The following is a 15734-nucleotide window of genomic DNA, read 5'->3' as shown; positions in this document are numbered from 1 at the left end:
GATAATTAATGGGTAAGTTAGTAGCTAAGACAAGAGGGATAATAGTAAGAATGATGTGTTTGGTGATGATATTCAGCATTCTGCCCGTTCTACCATCTTATGCAGCAGATGGAACAGGAGTGGATTGGGAGTTTACATCGACTACGGAGGGCTGGACTGGCTTAAGTGAGGTAATTGGCTTTGGTTGGCAAAGCGAGGGATATATAGGCGGAACCGTTGTCGGGGCCTCTCCCGTCATTCTGTCAGCAGAAAACATAGATGTGGATATTAGAAATAATAAAATAATTAAGGTAAAGCTGAAGAACAGCACAACCGGCACGATTGGAAGAATATATTTTATAACAGATGCTGACGGGACTTGGAACGATGCAAAACATAAGGACTTTGAAATCGTGGCGAATTCCGACTTTACGGAATATACGATCGATATGTCAACTGTATCCGGCTGGACAGGAACCCTTAATCAATTGCGATTGGATCCGGAGCAGGGGGGAGCAAGCGGTTCATTCGGTATCGATTATATCCGGATAAATACAGCAGGAATTGCAGGTGAATGGGAGTTTGCATCGACTGCGGAGGGCTGGAAGGGTACTAATCATGTGAGCGGCTTTGGTTGGCAAAGCGGAGGATATGTGGGCGGAAGTATTACCGAAGGCGATCCTCAGATCATGTCGGGATCAAATCTGGGCGTAGATATCAGCAACAATAAAATAATCAAAGTTAAGCTTAAGAATAGTACAACCAGTACGCTTGGACAGATTTTTTTTAAAACGAATGCAGATGGGACCTGGGACAATGCTAAACATAAGGACTTTGCAATCGTGGCAAACTCCGACTTTACGGAATACACCATTGATATGTCAACTGTAGCAGGTTGGACAGGAACTCTTAATCAATTGAGATTGGATCCGGAGCAGGGTGCAGCAAGCGGCTCGTTCAGTATCGATTATATCAGGATCCAAGTGACAAAGATTGAGACGGCAAAAGGTGAATGGGAGTATTTATCGTCTACGGAGGATTGGACAGGCTTAAGTGATGTAACTGGTTTTGGTTGGCAAAGCGGGGGATATATAGGCGGGACCGTTGTCGGATCCGCTCCTGTCATTCTGTCAGGAGCCAATCTGGGCGTGGATATCAACAACAATAAATTAATTAAGTTGAAGCTGAAGAACAGCACAACCGGCACGCTTGGAAGAATATATTTTGTAACAGATGCTGACGGCACCTGGAACGATGCTAAACATAAGGACTTTGAAATTGTGGCTAACTCGGATTACAAGGAATATACCATTGACATGTCAACTGTACCAGGCTGGACAGGAACTCTTAATCAATTGAGATTGGATCCGGAGCAGGGTGCAGCAAGCGGTTCGTTTAGTATCGATTATATCCGGATCCAAGCGAAAAAGATTGGAATAGTAAAGGGTGATTGGGAGTATACCTCGACTACAGAGGACTGGACAGGCTTAAGTGATGTAAGTGGCTTTGGTTGGCAAAGCGGGGGATATATAGGCGGGACCGTTGTCGGGGCCACTCCGGTCATTCTGTCAGCAGCCAATCTGGGCGTGGATATTAGCAATAATAAAATAATTAAGGTGAAGTTGAAGAACAGCACAACCGGCACGCTTGGAAGAATATATTTTGTAACAGATGTTGACGGGACCTGGAACGATGCTAAACATAAGGACTTTGAAATTGTGGCTAACTCGGATTACAAGGAATATACCATTGACATGTCAACTGTACCAGGCTGGACAGGAACTCTTAATCAATTGAGATTGGATCCGGAGCAGGGTGCAGCAAGCGGTTCGTTTAGTATCGATTATATCCGGATATATGCAGCAGGAACCGTAGGTGATTGGCAGTATACATCGACTACGGAGGATTGGACAGGCTTTAGCGATGTAAGTGGCTTTGGTTGGCAAAGCGGGGGATATGTTGGCGGGACCGTTACTGGGGCTTCTCCGGTCATTATGTCAGCAGCTTATCTGGGCGTGGATATCAACAACAATAAATTAATTAAGTTGAAGCTGAAGAACAGCACAACCGGCACGCTTGGAAGAATATATTTTGTAACAGATGCTGACGGCACCTGGAACGATGCTAAACATAAGGACTTTGAAATTGTGGCTAACTCGGATTACAAGGAATATACCATTGACATGTCAACTGTACCAGGCTGGACAGGAACTCTTAATCAATTGAGATTGGATCCGGAGCAGGGTGCAGCAAGCGGTTCGTTTAGTATCGATTATATCCGGATCCAAGCGAAAAAGATTGGAATAGTAAAGGGTGATTGGGAGTATACCTCGACTACAGAGGACTGGACAGGCTTAAGTGATGTAAGTGGCTTTGGTTGGCAAAGCGGGGGATATATAGGCGGGACCGTTGTCGGGGCCACTCCGGTCATTCTGTCAGCAGCCAATCTGGGCGTGGATATTAGCAATAATAAAATAATTAAGGTGAAGTTGAAGAACAGCACAACCGGCACGCTTGGAAGAATATATTTTGTAACAGATGTTGACGGGACCTGGAACGATGCTAAACATAAGGACTTTGAAATTGTGGCTAACTCGGATTACAAGGAATATACCATTGACATGTCAACTGTACCAGGCTGGACAGGAACTCTTAATCAATTGAGATTGGATCCGGAGCAGGGTGCAGCAAGCGGTTCGTTTAGTATCGATTATATCCGGATATATGCAGCAGGAACCGTAGGTGATTGGCAGTATACATCGACTACGGAGGATTGGACAGGCTTTAGCGATGTAAGTGGCTTTGGTTGGCAAAGCGGGGGATATGTTGGCGGGACCGTTACTGGGGCTTCTCCGGTCATTATGTCAGCAGCTTATCTGGGCGTGGATATAAGCAATAATAAAATAATTAAGGTAAAGCTGAAGAACAGCACAACGAGCACACTTGGAAGAATATATTTTATAACAGATGCTGACAGGACCTGGGACGATGCTAAACATAAGGACTTTGCAATCGTGGCAAACTCGGATTTTACGGAATATACCATTGACATGTCAACAGTAGCAGGCTGGACAGGAACCCTTAATCAATTGAGATTGGATCCAGAGCAGGGGGCAGCAACCGGTTCATTCGGTGTTGATTTTGTTCGCATCCAGGCAACGAAGATTGGGGTGGGGAAAAGAACCGTCGCTTATTACGTGTTCTGGCACAATAACATTCCATGGGAGTATGCATCGACTGCTGAAAGCTGGACAGCCCCTAAGAATGTAAGCGGTTTCGGCTGGCAAACCGGAGGCTATGTGGGCGGAACTATCACGGGTAACGATCCACAGATATTGTCGGCGGCAAATCTCGCAAAACCGATAACCAATTTTCCTTATATCCGGGTAAGGCTGAAGAACAGCACAACCAGTACTACCGGACAGATATTCTTTATAACGGATGCAGACGGGACGTGGAATACTGCTAAACATAAGGACTTTACCATTGCAGCAAATTCGGACTATACCGAATATACGATCGATATGTCAACTGTAGCAGGCTGGACAGGAAACCTTAAACAACTGCGGCTGCATCCAGGGCAGGGGGTGTCTAGTGGATCATTCAGTGTAGATTATATTCGGATAGAAGATGGGTTTACTTACAAATCGGACAAGATCCAGTTTGCAAAATGACTCATATTATTCATGCGTTCCTGGAGGTTAATGAGGATGGAACCCTTAATGTACCCGATAAATACCTTGAGCCGAATCTTATTACCAGTGCGCATGCAGCGGGGGTCAAGGTCATTGCAGGGATCAACGGTGAGACTATTCGGGTGATTGCAGCGAGCCCGGGCTTACGTACTGCATTTGCTGCAAATATTGAGTCTTTCTGTCGTACCAATGGTTATGATGGGGTCGATATCGATTGGGAGTACCCGCAGGATGCAGCGGATCGCAGGAATTATACTTTGCTCATGCAAGCTATTCGCTCAAAATTCGATTCGTCTGCCGCTCCGGCACCAAGCTGGAGTACATCAATGGCGGTCAGCGGAGTTGATTACTGGGGTCAGTGGCTGGATTATGCGGCAATTGATCCGTCCATAACCTTCTATAATCTTATGGCCTATGATATGCATGGCCCTTGGAGCTCTCATCCCGGTCACAACTCGGCACTTTATCCGGGGACAGAACCGGATCCCGGCTATAGTGTCCAGGAGTATATGGATTATCTTTTGCTAACACGCGGTGTCTCGGCTGCCAAGGTTAACCTTGGAGTGCCAAGCTATGGATGGAAGTTCAATAACTCGGAGGATCTCTATGATAGCTGCGGGGGCCTATGTACGAATGTGGAACCTGTGTACTACAACAGAGATATCCCTAAGCTCATCGGCAACGGATGGACACGATACTGGGATAGCGCTTCTTCAGCGCCTTATTTAAGAAAAGACAATGGAACGGGATTCATTACTTACGACGATGCAACATCCATAGGTGATAAAGTAGACTATGCCCTTGATACGCGCGGAGCAGGAGGCGTGTTTATGTGGGAAATATCACTAGACTATAATGGTTCGTCCCAGCCGTTGATGGATGCCATGTATACAGCAGCTGCAGGTGATGTTAACCCGATTCAGGTTGATACGACAGCACCAACGACAATAGACGATGCACCTAAGAATTGGGTGAATAAAGACGTAACAGTAACCCTGAAGGCAACCGACAACGACTCAGGTATAAATGCCACTTACTATAAAGTAGATCATGCTGCTGAGCAGACAGGAACTTCAGTAACGATAACTGCCGAAGGCGAACATACTCTGACTTATTGGAGCCTAGACCACGCAGGTAATAGGGAAGACCCACACACGGCAATCGTTAAGATTGACAAGACAGCACCTATAAGTGGGGCATCTGTAAGTCCGACTATACCAAATGGGAGCAATGGATGGTATACATCGGATGTAACGTTAAGCTTAGCTGCAAGTGACAATTTATCGGGCGTGACGAGAACGGAATACCGAGTGAATAACGGAGTTTGGATCACTTACAATGGTTCCATTCCTGCCTTCGGTGAAGGGATATATGAGGTCGGTTATCGCAGTACGGATCAAGCAGGTAATATAGAAGAACTCCAAATTATTAATGTGAAGGTGAAAAGAAACACGGAGGTTCCATCGCCGAATAATGGAAACTATAATCCTACACCTGCGGTGCATCACGGGCAGATCGTGGATGATAGCATCTGGAAACAGGCCCATACTGGAAAAGTTACCATTCTGATGGAGAAAGGAAACAAGGAATTGCTTTTACCGATCAATAGCGCTGCATTGTTGGGTAACAACAAGCTTGAAATCAAAGCAGATGGCGTTTCCATAGGGATTCCTTCCGATGTTTTGACACAACTAGCGGCTTTGTTGGGAAGGGAAGCGGGCAAAGAGGATCAAATTGTGTTAAAAGTTGAAAAGTTGAATGCGACAACGACAACCGACATGGTGAAAAATGGAGGAGATAAGAACACGACTGTGAAAGCCGGTAGTGGTGTTTATCAGTTTAAGCTCGCTGTAGTTGATCGCAATAGCAAAGAATATTCTTTGGATGTATTCAACACACCGATAGAAGTTGAGCTTCATTACAGCGGAGAAAGTGTGAATGCTGATCTGCTGGGCATCTATTATTATAATGAAGCTTCAGGCCAATGGGATTACGTCGGTGGGACGGTAAATAAGGAGCAAAAAACGATAGCGGTTCAGTTGAAGCACTTTAGCCAATATGCAGTAATGGAATATAACAAGACATTTGACGATGTACCTAGTAACCATTGGGTTAACAATGCGTTAAAGGTATTGGCAGCCAAGCATGTCATTACCGGTTTGACGGATATAACTTTTTTACCGCAAGGTGAAATAACCCGTGCTGAATTTGTAGCCATGCTCACACGATTGTTTGGATTGAAGGCAAAGAACCCATCCGTATTTACTGATGTCGATTCATCGAAATGGTACGCAGATGCAGTAGATGCGGCCTATGAAGCAAAACTTGTTGTAGGGAAGACTGCAACTACGTTCGGTCCCGACGAAAAAGTTTCTCGCGAAGAAATGGCAGTGATGCTGGTTCGTGCATACGAGTACAAGAACGGCAAAGATGCGAGAGAGGGAACAAAAGCAGATAACCCATTTGTAGATAGTGATCAAATATCTGCTTGGGCAGTGGAATACGTCCAATCGGCCTTTGTTGAGGGATTGATGAAAGGGACTGGAAACAACCGATTTAACCCGGCAGCATATGCCACTCGTGCGGACGTTGCACAAGCCATTTACAACCTATTAAATCGTTCCTCATCGACGAACTGACATAACGGACTACAGTAGGCGCTGCATCTTGCTGAAACCGACAATGAAATAAATCCAAGCCCCCGGCCGATCTCGGAGCGGGGGCTTGGATTTATCATTTATTAAGTTTGTTACAAATATATCATCGCACACTTGACTTCCTTATATATATATAAACTAAACTTGATTACATAAAGTAAGTAAATTGAGATTCGTTCTTAATACATTTTATACAGTCTTGAAGCTTGTGTAGTGAATTTTGTATTGGGCAAGAATCGGTCTTCGACACTTTGCGAATACTACAATTGAATGAGTGAAAATGAGAGGATGAATGTAAATGAGTAAAGATTTTAGCACTGCATTACGTGATCGTCGTTCAATTTATGCACTAGGTAAAGAATTACCGATCACTGAGGATCGCGTCTCCGAAATTGTTAAGGAGGCTGTCAAATATACACCTTCTTCCTTCAACTCCCAGAGTGCAAGAGTTGTCGTCTTATTCAACGAACAGCATAACAAACTATGGGATATCGCAACTGATATTCTGAAAGCTATTGTACCAGCAGACCAATTTGAATCCACAGCACAGCGTATGGCAGGATTCCGCGGCGCTTATGGAACGGTATTATTCTTTGAAGATCAAAGTGTTATTGAAGGGCTGCAAGTAGCGCTTCCGACTTATCAAGATCGTTTCCCAATTTGGGCACAGCACAGCAATGGGATGCTCCAACTCGTGATCTGGACTGCTCTTGAAGCAGAAGGTCTGGGCGCTAACCTACAGCACTATAATCCTCTAATCGATGAGAAAGTTAAGAGTGAATGGAGCTTGCCAGAAAGCTGGCAGCTTGTTGCCCAAATGCCATTTGGTAAGCCAACAGCTCCTGCTGGTGAGAAAGAATTCAAGTCAATCGATGAGAGAGTTAAAATCATCAAATAAATCAAGCTTTAAAGGAACAGACCTTCATTCATGGAGGTCTGTTTTTTGTTGTTTCTTCTAAAAGAGATTTAGCACGATTGAATAGACAAGTTTGTTATTGGCAGATTGGGGGTATTTTAAGGGGAAAGCCTAAAATTTAATAATCCATTTACCGTCCATTAATACGGATTACGAAGTACATACGTATAATGAGAACAAACATGAAAAAGAGGGGTCTCTATGACAACCGACCAACTTTCACAATTCGAGAAGAAAATGATCATTCGAAACATTGAACCAAAAGACTTCGAGAAAATTATTAAACTGCAAAATATTTGTTTTCCTAACATGGACCCATGGAAACTGAGTCAGTTGGAAAGTCATGTTCGCATATTTCCAGAAGGTCAAATATGTGTCGAGCTAGATGGGGATATTATTGGCTCCTGCTCCAGTTTGATCGTTAATTTCGATGATTACTTGGAACAGCATACGTATTCAGAAATTACAGATAAAGGCTTCATCCGCAATCATAATCCGCGTGGAGAGAGCTTGTATGGCATGGAAGTGATGGTCCACCCTGACTTCCGGCGTATGAAAATCGGTAGACGACTATATGAAGCACGTAAGCGGCTAGCTGAGCATTTGAACCTCAAAAGTATCATTGTTGGCGGACGTATCCCAGGCTATCACAAGCATAATCATGAAATGTCGCCACGTGAATATGCAGAGGAAGTGCTGCAGCAAAATATTTATGATCCTGTATTGACCTTTCAAATGATGAATGGATTTACTTTGAAACGGATCATTACGAATTACTTATCTGATGATAAAGATTCCATGAACTATGCCGCTTTGCTGGAATGGAACAATATTGAGTACAAACCGAGAAATAGCAAAACACATTATAAGCTTTCTTTTCCAGTGCGAATTTGTGTGATCCAATATATGATGAAGAAGATTGATTCCTTCGAGGAATTCGCAACGCAGTGCGAGCATTATGTGGATGTATCAGCTGATTATAAGTCTGATTTTGCGGTATTTCCGGAAAATGTTACGATGCAGCTGCTCTCCTTTCTAGATGAACGATCCCCTAGCTTAGCTGTACGTAAATTAACAACCTATACCACTCAATACGTGGAGCTCTTCACTGAATTAGCGGTGAAGTACAATGTGAATATAATTGGCGGCTCTCACTTTGTTGAGCAGAACAACAGGATTTATAACGTAGGACATCTATTCCGCCGGGATGGAACCATTGAGCAGCAATACAAGCTTCATATCTCCCCGAACGAACGCAAGTGGTGGGGAATCAATGGTGGCTACAAGCTGGAAGTATTCGATACAGACTGTGGCAAAATTTCGATTCAATTAAGCAGTGATATTGAATATCCTGAGATTTCACGCATTGTCGCAGAAGAAGGAGCACAAATTATTTTCGTTCCCTTCTGCGCGGAGGATCGGCAGACCTTTCTTCGTGTCAAATATTGTGCGCAAGCACGAGCGATCGAGAACCAGGTGTTCACGGTTACCGCAGGAACGGTGGGGAATCTAACTCACGTTGATAATGTGGATATCCAATATGCGCAGTCCGGTGTGTATACACCAGCAGATTTCTCATTCCCGAGAGACGGAATTGCCGGAGAGTGCAGCGAGAACACAGAAACGGTCATTATGACGGAAGTGGATATGGAAATTCTGCAGCGTCATCGGAAGTCTACGGATGTTTTAACATTCCGGGACCGTCGAACGGATATCTATTCACTGCAAATTCGTTCCTAGAGTAGGAGACATGATGAATAAGCTAACCATAGCCACCATCCAATATGGATTATCAGCCTTACATTCAGAGGAACAATTCTGGTCCCGATTGGAAAATAAAATTCGGGAATCAGTGGATCGCGGCGCTGAATTGATCGTTTTTCCGGAATATTTGACGGCGCATTTGTTAAGTCTTGAGCCGATTATGACACATGATGAAGCCTGCATCTATTTAGCTGACCGAACGAAAGCTTATAAGCATTTCTTTGAGCGCTGCAGCCGAGAATGGAACGTAACTATTCTTGGAGGAACTCATATTTGTAGAGAAGGATCCGGATTCGTCAATAAAGCATTTATTTTCTTCCCGAATGGTCGAATAGAAACACAGAACAAGCTGCATTTGACGCCGGAGGAAAGGAATCGATGGGCCTTAACGGAAGGTGCAAGACTGAAGGTCATTGAGACCCCTTGGGGACGAATAGCGATGCTCACATGCTACGATATTGAATTTCCGGAGCTTGGAAGATTGGCGGCTGTGAACGGCGTGGAGGTTATTCTTTGCCCATCCTATACTGACAATGAATTTGGCTATAATCGAGTCCGACATTGTGCTCAGGCAAGAGCTATTGAGAATCAGCTTTTTGTCGTGCTAGCCGGTATCGTAGGCACTTTGACTGAGGAACGTCCGCAGGTAGACCAAGGCTATTGTCAAGCGGGTGTATTCACACCATGCGACTTTCCTTTTACATCCGACGGGATCGTTCAAGCTGGTGAAATGAATGAAGATATGATCGTCATAGCTGAAATTAACTTGTATCTTCTAAGAGATAATCATAAGCATGGCATCGTTTCCCCCTTTTACGATCGACGTCAAGCTCAATATGAGATTGAAGTGGAAGAAGCCGTCTCGAGAGATTAAGATTGATTAGGAATATAGACGTTGTCTCCAAGTCGTAGGGTGCCCTTCCTAGGGCACTCTATTTGCATGGAAGAATGATCCAAATCGTCTACTCGAAACGCTCAGTTCAGCATATAGGAAGGATCAAACTTCCCTCAATAGCTGTGATTGTTCGGTTATAAGAGTAATGGCTTCTTGAATGGTAAGGACCTTTTCTGTTTTCTGGGTCATGTCCTTCCATCGTACTTGAGCATTGGCTTGTTCATCCTCGCCTATAAAGATAATATTCCGAATGCCTTTACTCGAGAGAGAGGCAAGTAATTTACGTAACTTTCGCCCACCAGAATCCACACTTGTGCGAATACCGCAATTACGCAGCTGAGCGGCTGCTCGCAGCGCTGCTGTAATGGTGTCTCCAATGGGAACAATTACGACGGGAGAGGGTGGGACCCCGGTAGAACGATTCTCGAGCATCGCCATAATGGATTCCATTCCGAATGAAAGACCCACTGTTGGATACTCGATATCGTCTCTATTGACAAGCTGACCAATGATGGAATCGTATCGTCCACCACCTCCTAAGCTTGAAGTAAAGGAGTAAGTGGCGTCGAATATCTCATAGACGGTCCCCGTATAGAAGGACAGGCCGCGAGATAAGAAGGGGTCAAATTGACAAATGTCCTCAAGTCCGATGGACGTAATTAAATTCTGCAATGCAAGCACTTCCTGAGCACCGACACTTTCCTTCAATCCATATTTATCCGTGAGTTTGTCAAAGGTTAGATCACGTATCGCAATTAACTCAAGAATAGCAGTTGTAATAGCAGCATTCAGCCCTTTGTCGATAAGCTCAGCTCGTATGCCATCTGAGCTGACTTTGGCGATTTTATCAAGAGTCAGCATGACGGATTGCTTCTCAAAGTGTGGTACCCCGAGCGCCTCTAATACTTCTCCCAGAAAACGTCGATTATTCCACTTCAGCACAATCGGAATATCCAGCTTACCGAAAACGTCAGCAGCCAGCTGCATCAATTCAGCCTCAGCTGCTGGTCCAGCAATCCCGACCACATCCACATCACATTGCACAAATTCACGCAGACGCCCACGCTTAGTTGGACCGTCTCGGAATACTTTGCCAATCTCGTACCGCTTATAAGGAAACGGTAGGCCGGGGTTTAATGCGATTACCTTGGCGAAGGGGATCGTAAGATCATAGCGAAGTGCAAGATTCCGCTGCCCCTGATCCTTTAGCTGGTACATTTCTTTTACGATTTCATCGCCACCCGCATATTTGGATGTCATCAATTCCAGTTCGTTCAGCAGCGTAGTATCCATCCCGTCAAAATCATACAGCTCGAACAGCTCCTGAAGCGTGTTTTGCACTTTCTTACGAAGAGCCTGTTCCTTGCCAAAATAATCATTGGTTCCCTTAACATTCTGCAATTTTATCATTCCTTTCAAATTTGTGAAAACAAAAAACGCGCCAGACCTATGTGGTCCTGCGCGTTTCATATGCCGCAGGTAGGCCAACGCGAGAAGCGTTAGCCCACCTTGAATGTATCAAGTGTGTGCTAACGCTGTTTGTGATGATGAAGTTGATTCAGCAGGTTGTTGTACATGATGATCGAACTCCTTTAAGTAGATTAGAACGATTATAAGTGCTTTAGTGTGAAATGGCAACAGGCTTTCTTACTGCAAGGATGTAGTAGACGTATGGGGCTGCTGCGACTACTCTGTAATCATTGTCATTAATGCTTGTAAAGCACTGCTAATAAAGGAGTCTTTACGGGTAATAAATTCCGTTGTCATGTGTGTATAGGGGGCAGGGATGGAATGAGTCCGGATCGTACCCTCTAGCTCAGCTTTGTTAACGATGGATCTGGGCATTAGCGATATGCCGAGCCCTGCGGTTACGCCACCTAGAATGGCTTCTAGCGTCCCGAATTCCATAATCGTTGGCTGTGTCAGACCAGTGGTTGATAACCATTGATTCAACACATCCCGATACGAGCACCCCGAGCTGAATACGAGAATGGGCCTCTTAAGCGCCATCTCCAGAGTTGCAATCGTTGGTGCAGATACGATGACAAGCTCCTCCTGAAAAGCTGGTATGGACTGTAGGTCGGGATGCGTACACTTACATCCGATGAATGCCCCGTCCATTACATATTGAAGCACGTTCTCCATAAGAAATTCCGAATGACCCGTCGTTAATGAGAGCTGTACACGGGGATTCTGCTCATAATAGGAAGCAAGGAGCTTTGGCAAGCGAACGGCTGCGGCAGTCTGTGTTGAGCCAATTATGAGCGGACCGCTTGGCTCGCTTAAGGAGGAGAGAGCTTTGGTCGCCTCATCCAAAAGACCAACGATTTTGTCTGCATAAGCAAGAAGGGCTTTGCCGCTCGAAGATAGCGTCATACCCCGGTTGTGTCGATAGAAAAGCACCGTTCCGAGCTCAGATTCCAGCTGCTGAACACGTGCGGTCACATTGGATTGAACATAACCTAGCTGCAAGGCTGCTTTTGTAATGGAACCCTCCCGAGCAACCGTTCGAAATATACGTAGATCTGCACTTTCCATTAGTATCGCTCCCTCAAAAGCCTTTAAATTACAGTGTTACTTTACTTGTAGCCTAATTCACAATCTAATTCAACTTGATTTGGCTATCACAATTAATGATGACTTATATCTTTAACAATCATTATACATAATTCCTGCATCTCGTTACAATTAAGTTATGACTTATTTGCGGAGGTAATCAGCATGAATAAAGGGAAGTATATCGGTCTTGTCCTACTAACGACATTGGTGATGGGCCTTGCCTTTCCAGTCGGGAAAATAGGCCTTTCTTATGCACCGCCATTCTTCCTAATGGGTATCCGTTTCGTACTAGCTGGCGTCATCTTAGCAATTATCGTTTCTAAGAAACCTCGTTCACGTCCAGTTGGTCGGAAGCAGTGGCTGCAAGCGGCAGTGGTCGGTCTATTCCAGTCCGCTGGTGTAATGGGCTGCGCTTACTACAGTATGAACTGGATCACATCCGGTGAATCTTCCATTATCACCTGCACGAATCCGCTGTTGGTTATTGTACTTGGGACATTGCTCACCGGAGCGGTTTATCGCAAACGTCAATGGCTGGGAGTGGCTGTCGGCTTTATCGGAGTTGTGTTCACCTTCGGTCTCCACATGGGGATCCAGACGGGTACCTTCATTAGCTTCGCAGGAGCAGTAAGCTTCGCCTCAGCTACTTTGCTTGTGAAGCGGTGGGGGTCTACTTTTGACATGACTGTTCTTGCTGCTTACCAAATGATTGCCGGGGGAGTAGTGCTGTTCATATTAAGCGCCATTTCGGAGCATCCCTATTTCATCTTTTCAGGGACGTCAGTGATGATTCTGCTGTGGTTGGTAATCATGAGCTCAATCGTTCAGTTTTCCGTCTGGTTCTATCTGCTTCGCAATGGGGATCCCGCCAAGACAAGTGCTTTCCTTTTCCTTGTGCCGCTATTCGGTGTGCTTTCTAGCTGGGTGCTGCTTGGCGAGCAGATACAATGGTATGTGGGAGTAGGAGGCGCATTCATATGCGTCGGGATTTTTCTTGTGAATTGGGAAGGAAGCAAGAATGTAGCAAGCTTAAACGTAGAAGCAGCTAGCTGATAGGAAATAAGCAGCGAGTGAAGGAGGATGATTAAAAGCTAAATATCCATAGCCTTTTCCCATTATCTAAATATAAAAACCCGCCTGATTCTACTCCCCAAACTATCCAGATCCATTGGCGATCCTGGTGTAAAAGTTTGATGTGTATCGATGGCTCGGCAAAGGAATATGTAATTGTCAAAATCGGCAAAGGATACAAGTTTTTGTCTTTCGGATTGGACAAGAACTTGTATTCATATATAGAAAAACCCGCATAGATTGCGGGTCTCAATGGATATATGTTATTGTCCTCAGACAATAATTATGGAAACTAATGGCACTTTAATGGTAATTGAAATTCAGGTGGGAATGTTTCTTGAATCTGATCCTGTATACAAGGCTGACCAGTTGTTGCGAAACATAGGATTGCTGATTGAAAGAGCCCGTTGCTCTGCAACGCCAATCGTCTATGTCCAACAAAACGCCAGACCAGGGAACCCTTTGGAATATGGATCGGCAGGGTGGGAAAGCAATCCTTTAATTCGTCCCGAAGTCGGGGAGATAGTCATTCAAAAAGCGACTCCAGATTCATTTTATGAAACTAATTTAGAACAAGAAGGGGACAATAGCTCTTCAAAACGGCTCTTTCTCAGCGGTCTTTCTTTATGGATGACTTTTTCTCAAAAATTGTTGTTTTTAATGACTAATAATTCCTAATATGATTTTAAACGTATTTCGACTCTTTTTTGTTTTTTTAAAGCCTTCTCTGAAATCAAATATCAATACAGTCTTTCTTATCCAAATCCTTATATAAAATGAATGGAACTTTACAGGCCGAACTATTCCTTTTTCCTCAAACTCAGTTCCATCAGCTAATTCTGTTTCAGTTCTAACTATCCACATGTTTCCTATTCCAAATTCGATATATTTCAGAAAAACACTCCTTGTCATTGATTTATTTGTCACTAAACAATTGTTCTTTTTCGGCGAATAGTTTTCACTTCATTTAACAAAACGAGTCACAAAGCAGCTTAGTGCAGATTTACGAGATGATCGAAGCAAAAAGCAGTTGAACCCTCGGGCCCAGCTGCTTTTTGTCATTCCTATTTGTCAGAAACAGATCGTGAACAGATTCAGAGAATTTAAGAGTGTGAGGAGATCGCAGTAGCTTCAACCATCCAGTTGAAGGGATCTGGAAGTATGCCATTCTGAATGCCGGTTAAGGTCTGGTACAGCTTTGTTGAAAGTTCACCTGTCTGGCCGCCATTGAGGGAGATTTTCTGATCCTGCCAGTTTAGCTCCCCAATAGGAGAAATTACAGCTGCAGTACCTGTGCCGAAGGCTTCCTCAAGCTCCCCTTTTGCGTGATGCTCGTACAACTCCTCTATGGAAATCGTCCGTTCTACAACAGGAATATTCCAATGCTTGAGAAGCTGAATGATGGATTTGCGGGTAATACCATCAAGGATGCTGCCATTTAGTGCGGGTGTGTGAACCGTTCCATTGATTTTGAAGAATACGTTCATGCTGCCGACTTCCTCGATATATTTGCGATGAACGCCGTCTAGCCACAGCACTTGAGAGTAGCCTTTATCTGTAGCCCCTTCTTGTGCTTTCAAGCCCGCTGCATAATTGCCAGCCGTCTTTGCTTCACCGACTCCACCGTTCACTGCGCGAACGTATTGAGATTCCACAAAGATCTTAACTGGGTTCACACCCTCGGAGTAATAAGGACCGACTGGCGACATGATGATCATGAACTGATAACGAGTGGATGGAGCAACACCCAAGAGAGCTTCAGTAGCGATAATGAAAGGACGAATATACAGAGAAGTTCCGGCCTTGGATGGAATCCAATCCTGATCGACAACAATTAACTGCTTAAGTGCATCGAGTGCAAGCTCTTCGTCCAGATAAGGGATACTCAAACGCTCATTTGAACGGTTCAAGCGCTGTAAGTTTTGCTCGGGTCTGAAGAGAAGAATTCGACCATCCTCGGTTTTGTAAGCTTTGAGCCCCTCGAAGACCGTTTGACCATAATGGAATACTTTTGCAGCCGGGTCCAGTACAATGGGTTGGTAAGGAATGATGCGAGGCTGATGCCAGCCTTTGTCCGCCGTGTAATCCAGAATAAACATATGATCGGTAAAATGAATGCCGAAACCGAGCTTGTCCTCATCCGGTTTAATCTTCTTGGTAAGCGTATGCTGGATATCCAATGCTTGAGTCATATTAGC

At 44.6% G+C, this 15734-nt stretch carries 11 protein-coding genes; 7 read left to right on the top strand and 4 right to left on the bottom strand.

The window, feature by feature from the left end; translation table 11 throughout:
* Nucleotides 1–8 precede the first annotated feature (8 nt).
* The 5 genes from EKN16_RS09040 to EKN16_RS09020 all read left to right on the top strand — a co-directional run bounded on the left by EKN16_RS09040 (nt 9) and on the right by EKN16_RS09020 (nt 9885).
* Nucleotides 9–3653: a hypothetical protein gene (locus EKN16_RS09040; protein ID WP_125655591.1), complete on the top strand. Its 3645-nt coding sequence runs from the start codon at nt 9–11 to the stop codon at nt 3651–3653.
* Entirely contained in the window at nt 3650–6313 is a 2664-nt protein-coding gene (locus EKN16_RS09035; protein WP_125655589.1) for a glycosyl hydrolase family 18 protein, read from the top strand. The genes EKN16_RS09040 and EKN16_RS09035 overlap by 4 nt, the downstream gene beginning before the upstream one ends.
* A gap of 316 nt (nt 6314–6629) precedes the next feature.
* Entirely contained in the window at nt 6630–7229 is a 600-nt protein-coding gene (locus tag EKN16_RS09030; RefSeq protein WP_125655587.1) for a nitroreductase family protein, read from the top strand.
* 219 nt (nt 7230–7448) lie between these two features.
* The gene (locus EKN16_RS09025) at nt 7449–8987 is read left to right on the top strand and encodes a bifunctional GNAT family N-acetyltransferase/carbon-nitrogen hydrolase family protein (protein ID WP_125655585.1); all 1539 of its coding nucleotides are present in this window, start codon (nt 7449–7451) and stop codon (nt 8985–8987) included.
* A 10-nt stretch (nt 8988–8997) separates the two neighbouring features.
* Nucleotides 8998–9885 carry a carbon-nitrogen hydrolase family protein gene (locus EKN16_RS09020; RefSeq protein WP_125655583.1) on the top strand — a complete coding sequence of 296 codons (888 nt, stop codon included), beginning with the start codon at nt 8998–9000 and terminating at the stop codon, nt 9883–9885.
* A gap of 123 nt (nt 9886–10008) precedes the next feature.
* On the opposite strand, the gene EKN16_RS09015 is transcribed toward EKN16_RS09020, so the two are convergent.
* Nucleotides 10009–11307, bottom strand: a complete 1299-nt coding sequence (locus EKN16_RS09015; RefSeq protein WP_125655581.1) for a histidine--tRNA ligase — start codon at nt 11305–11307, stop codon at nt 10009–10011.
* Nucleotides 11308–11592: 285 nt separating this feature from the next.
* The gene (locus tag EKN16_RS09010; protein WP_125655579.1) at nt 11593–12444 is read right to left on the bottom strand and encodes a LysR family transcriptional regulator; all 852 of its coding nucleotides are present in this window, start codon (nt 12442–12444) and stop codon (nt 11593–11595) included.
* Nucleotides 12445–12627: 183 nt separating this feature from the next.
* On the opposite strand from EKN16_RS09010, the gene EKN16_RS09005 reads away from it, so the two are divergent.
* Together EKN16_RS09005 and EKN16_RS09000 are read left to right on the top strand one after the other, a co-directional pair.
* Complete coding sequence (locus EKN16_RS09005) at nt 12628–13518, top strand: DMT family transporter (RefSeq protein ID WP_125655577.1); 891 nt, start codon at nt 12628–12630, stop codon at nt 13516–13518.
* Between the two features lie 303 nt (nt 13519–13821).
* Nucleotides 13822–14214, top strand: coding sequence for an isochorismatase family protein (locus EKN16_RS09000; RefSeq protein ID WP_164522738.1), 393 nt, complete (start codon nt 13822–13824; stop codon nt 14212–14214).
* Here the strand turns inward: EKN16_RS09000 and EKN16_RS08995 are convergent.
* Both EKN16_RS08995 and EKN16_RS08990 read right to left on the bottom strand, forming a co-directional pair.
* Nucleotides 14194–14430, bottom strand: a complete 237-nt coding sequence (locus EKN16_RS08995; protein ID WP_125666042.1) for a DUF3977 family protein — start codon at nt 14428–14430, stop codon at nt 14194–14196. The genes EKN16_RS09000 and EKN16_RS08995 overlap by 21 nt on opposite strands.
* Before the next feature lie 209 nt (nt 14431–14639).
* Entirely contained in the window at nt 14640–15728 is a 1089-nt protein-coding gene (locus EKN16_RS08990) for a branched-chain amino acid aminotransferase (RefSeq protein ID WP_125655573.1), read from the bottom strand.
* Between the last annotated feature and the right edge of the window lie 6 nt (nt 15729–15734).

Source organism: Paenibacillus baekrokdamisoli, assembly GCF_003945345.1.
Taxonomy (GTDB): Bacteria; Bacillota; Bacilli; order Paenibacillales; family Paenibacillaceae; genus Paenibacillus_Z; species Paenibacillus_Z baekrokdamisoli.
The sequence above is the reverse complement of the archived record's forward strand: the minus strand, read 5'-3'. Positions and strand labels throughout refer to the sequence as shown.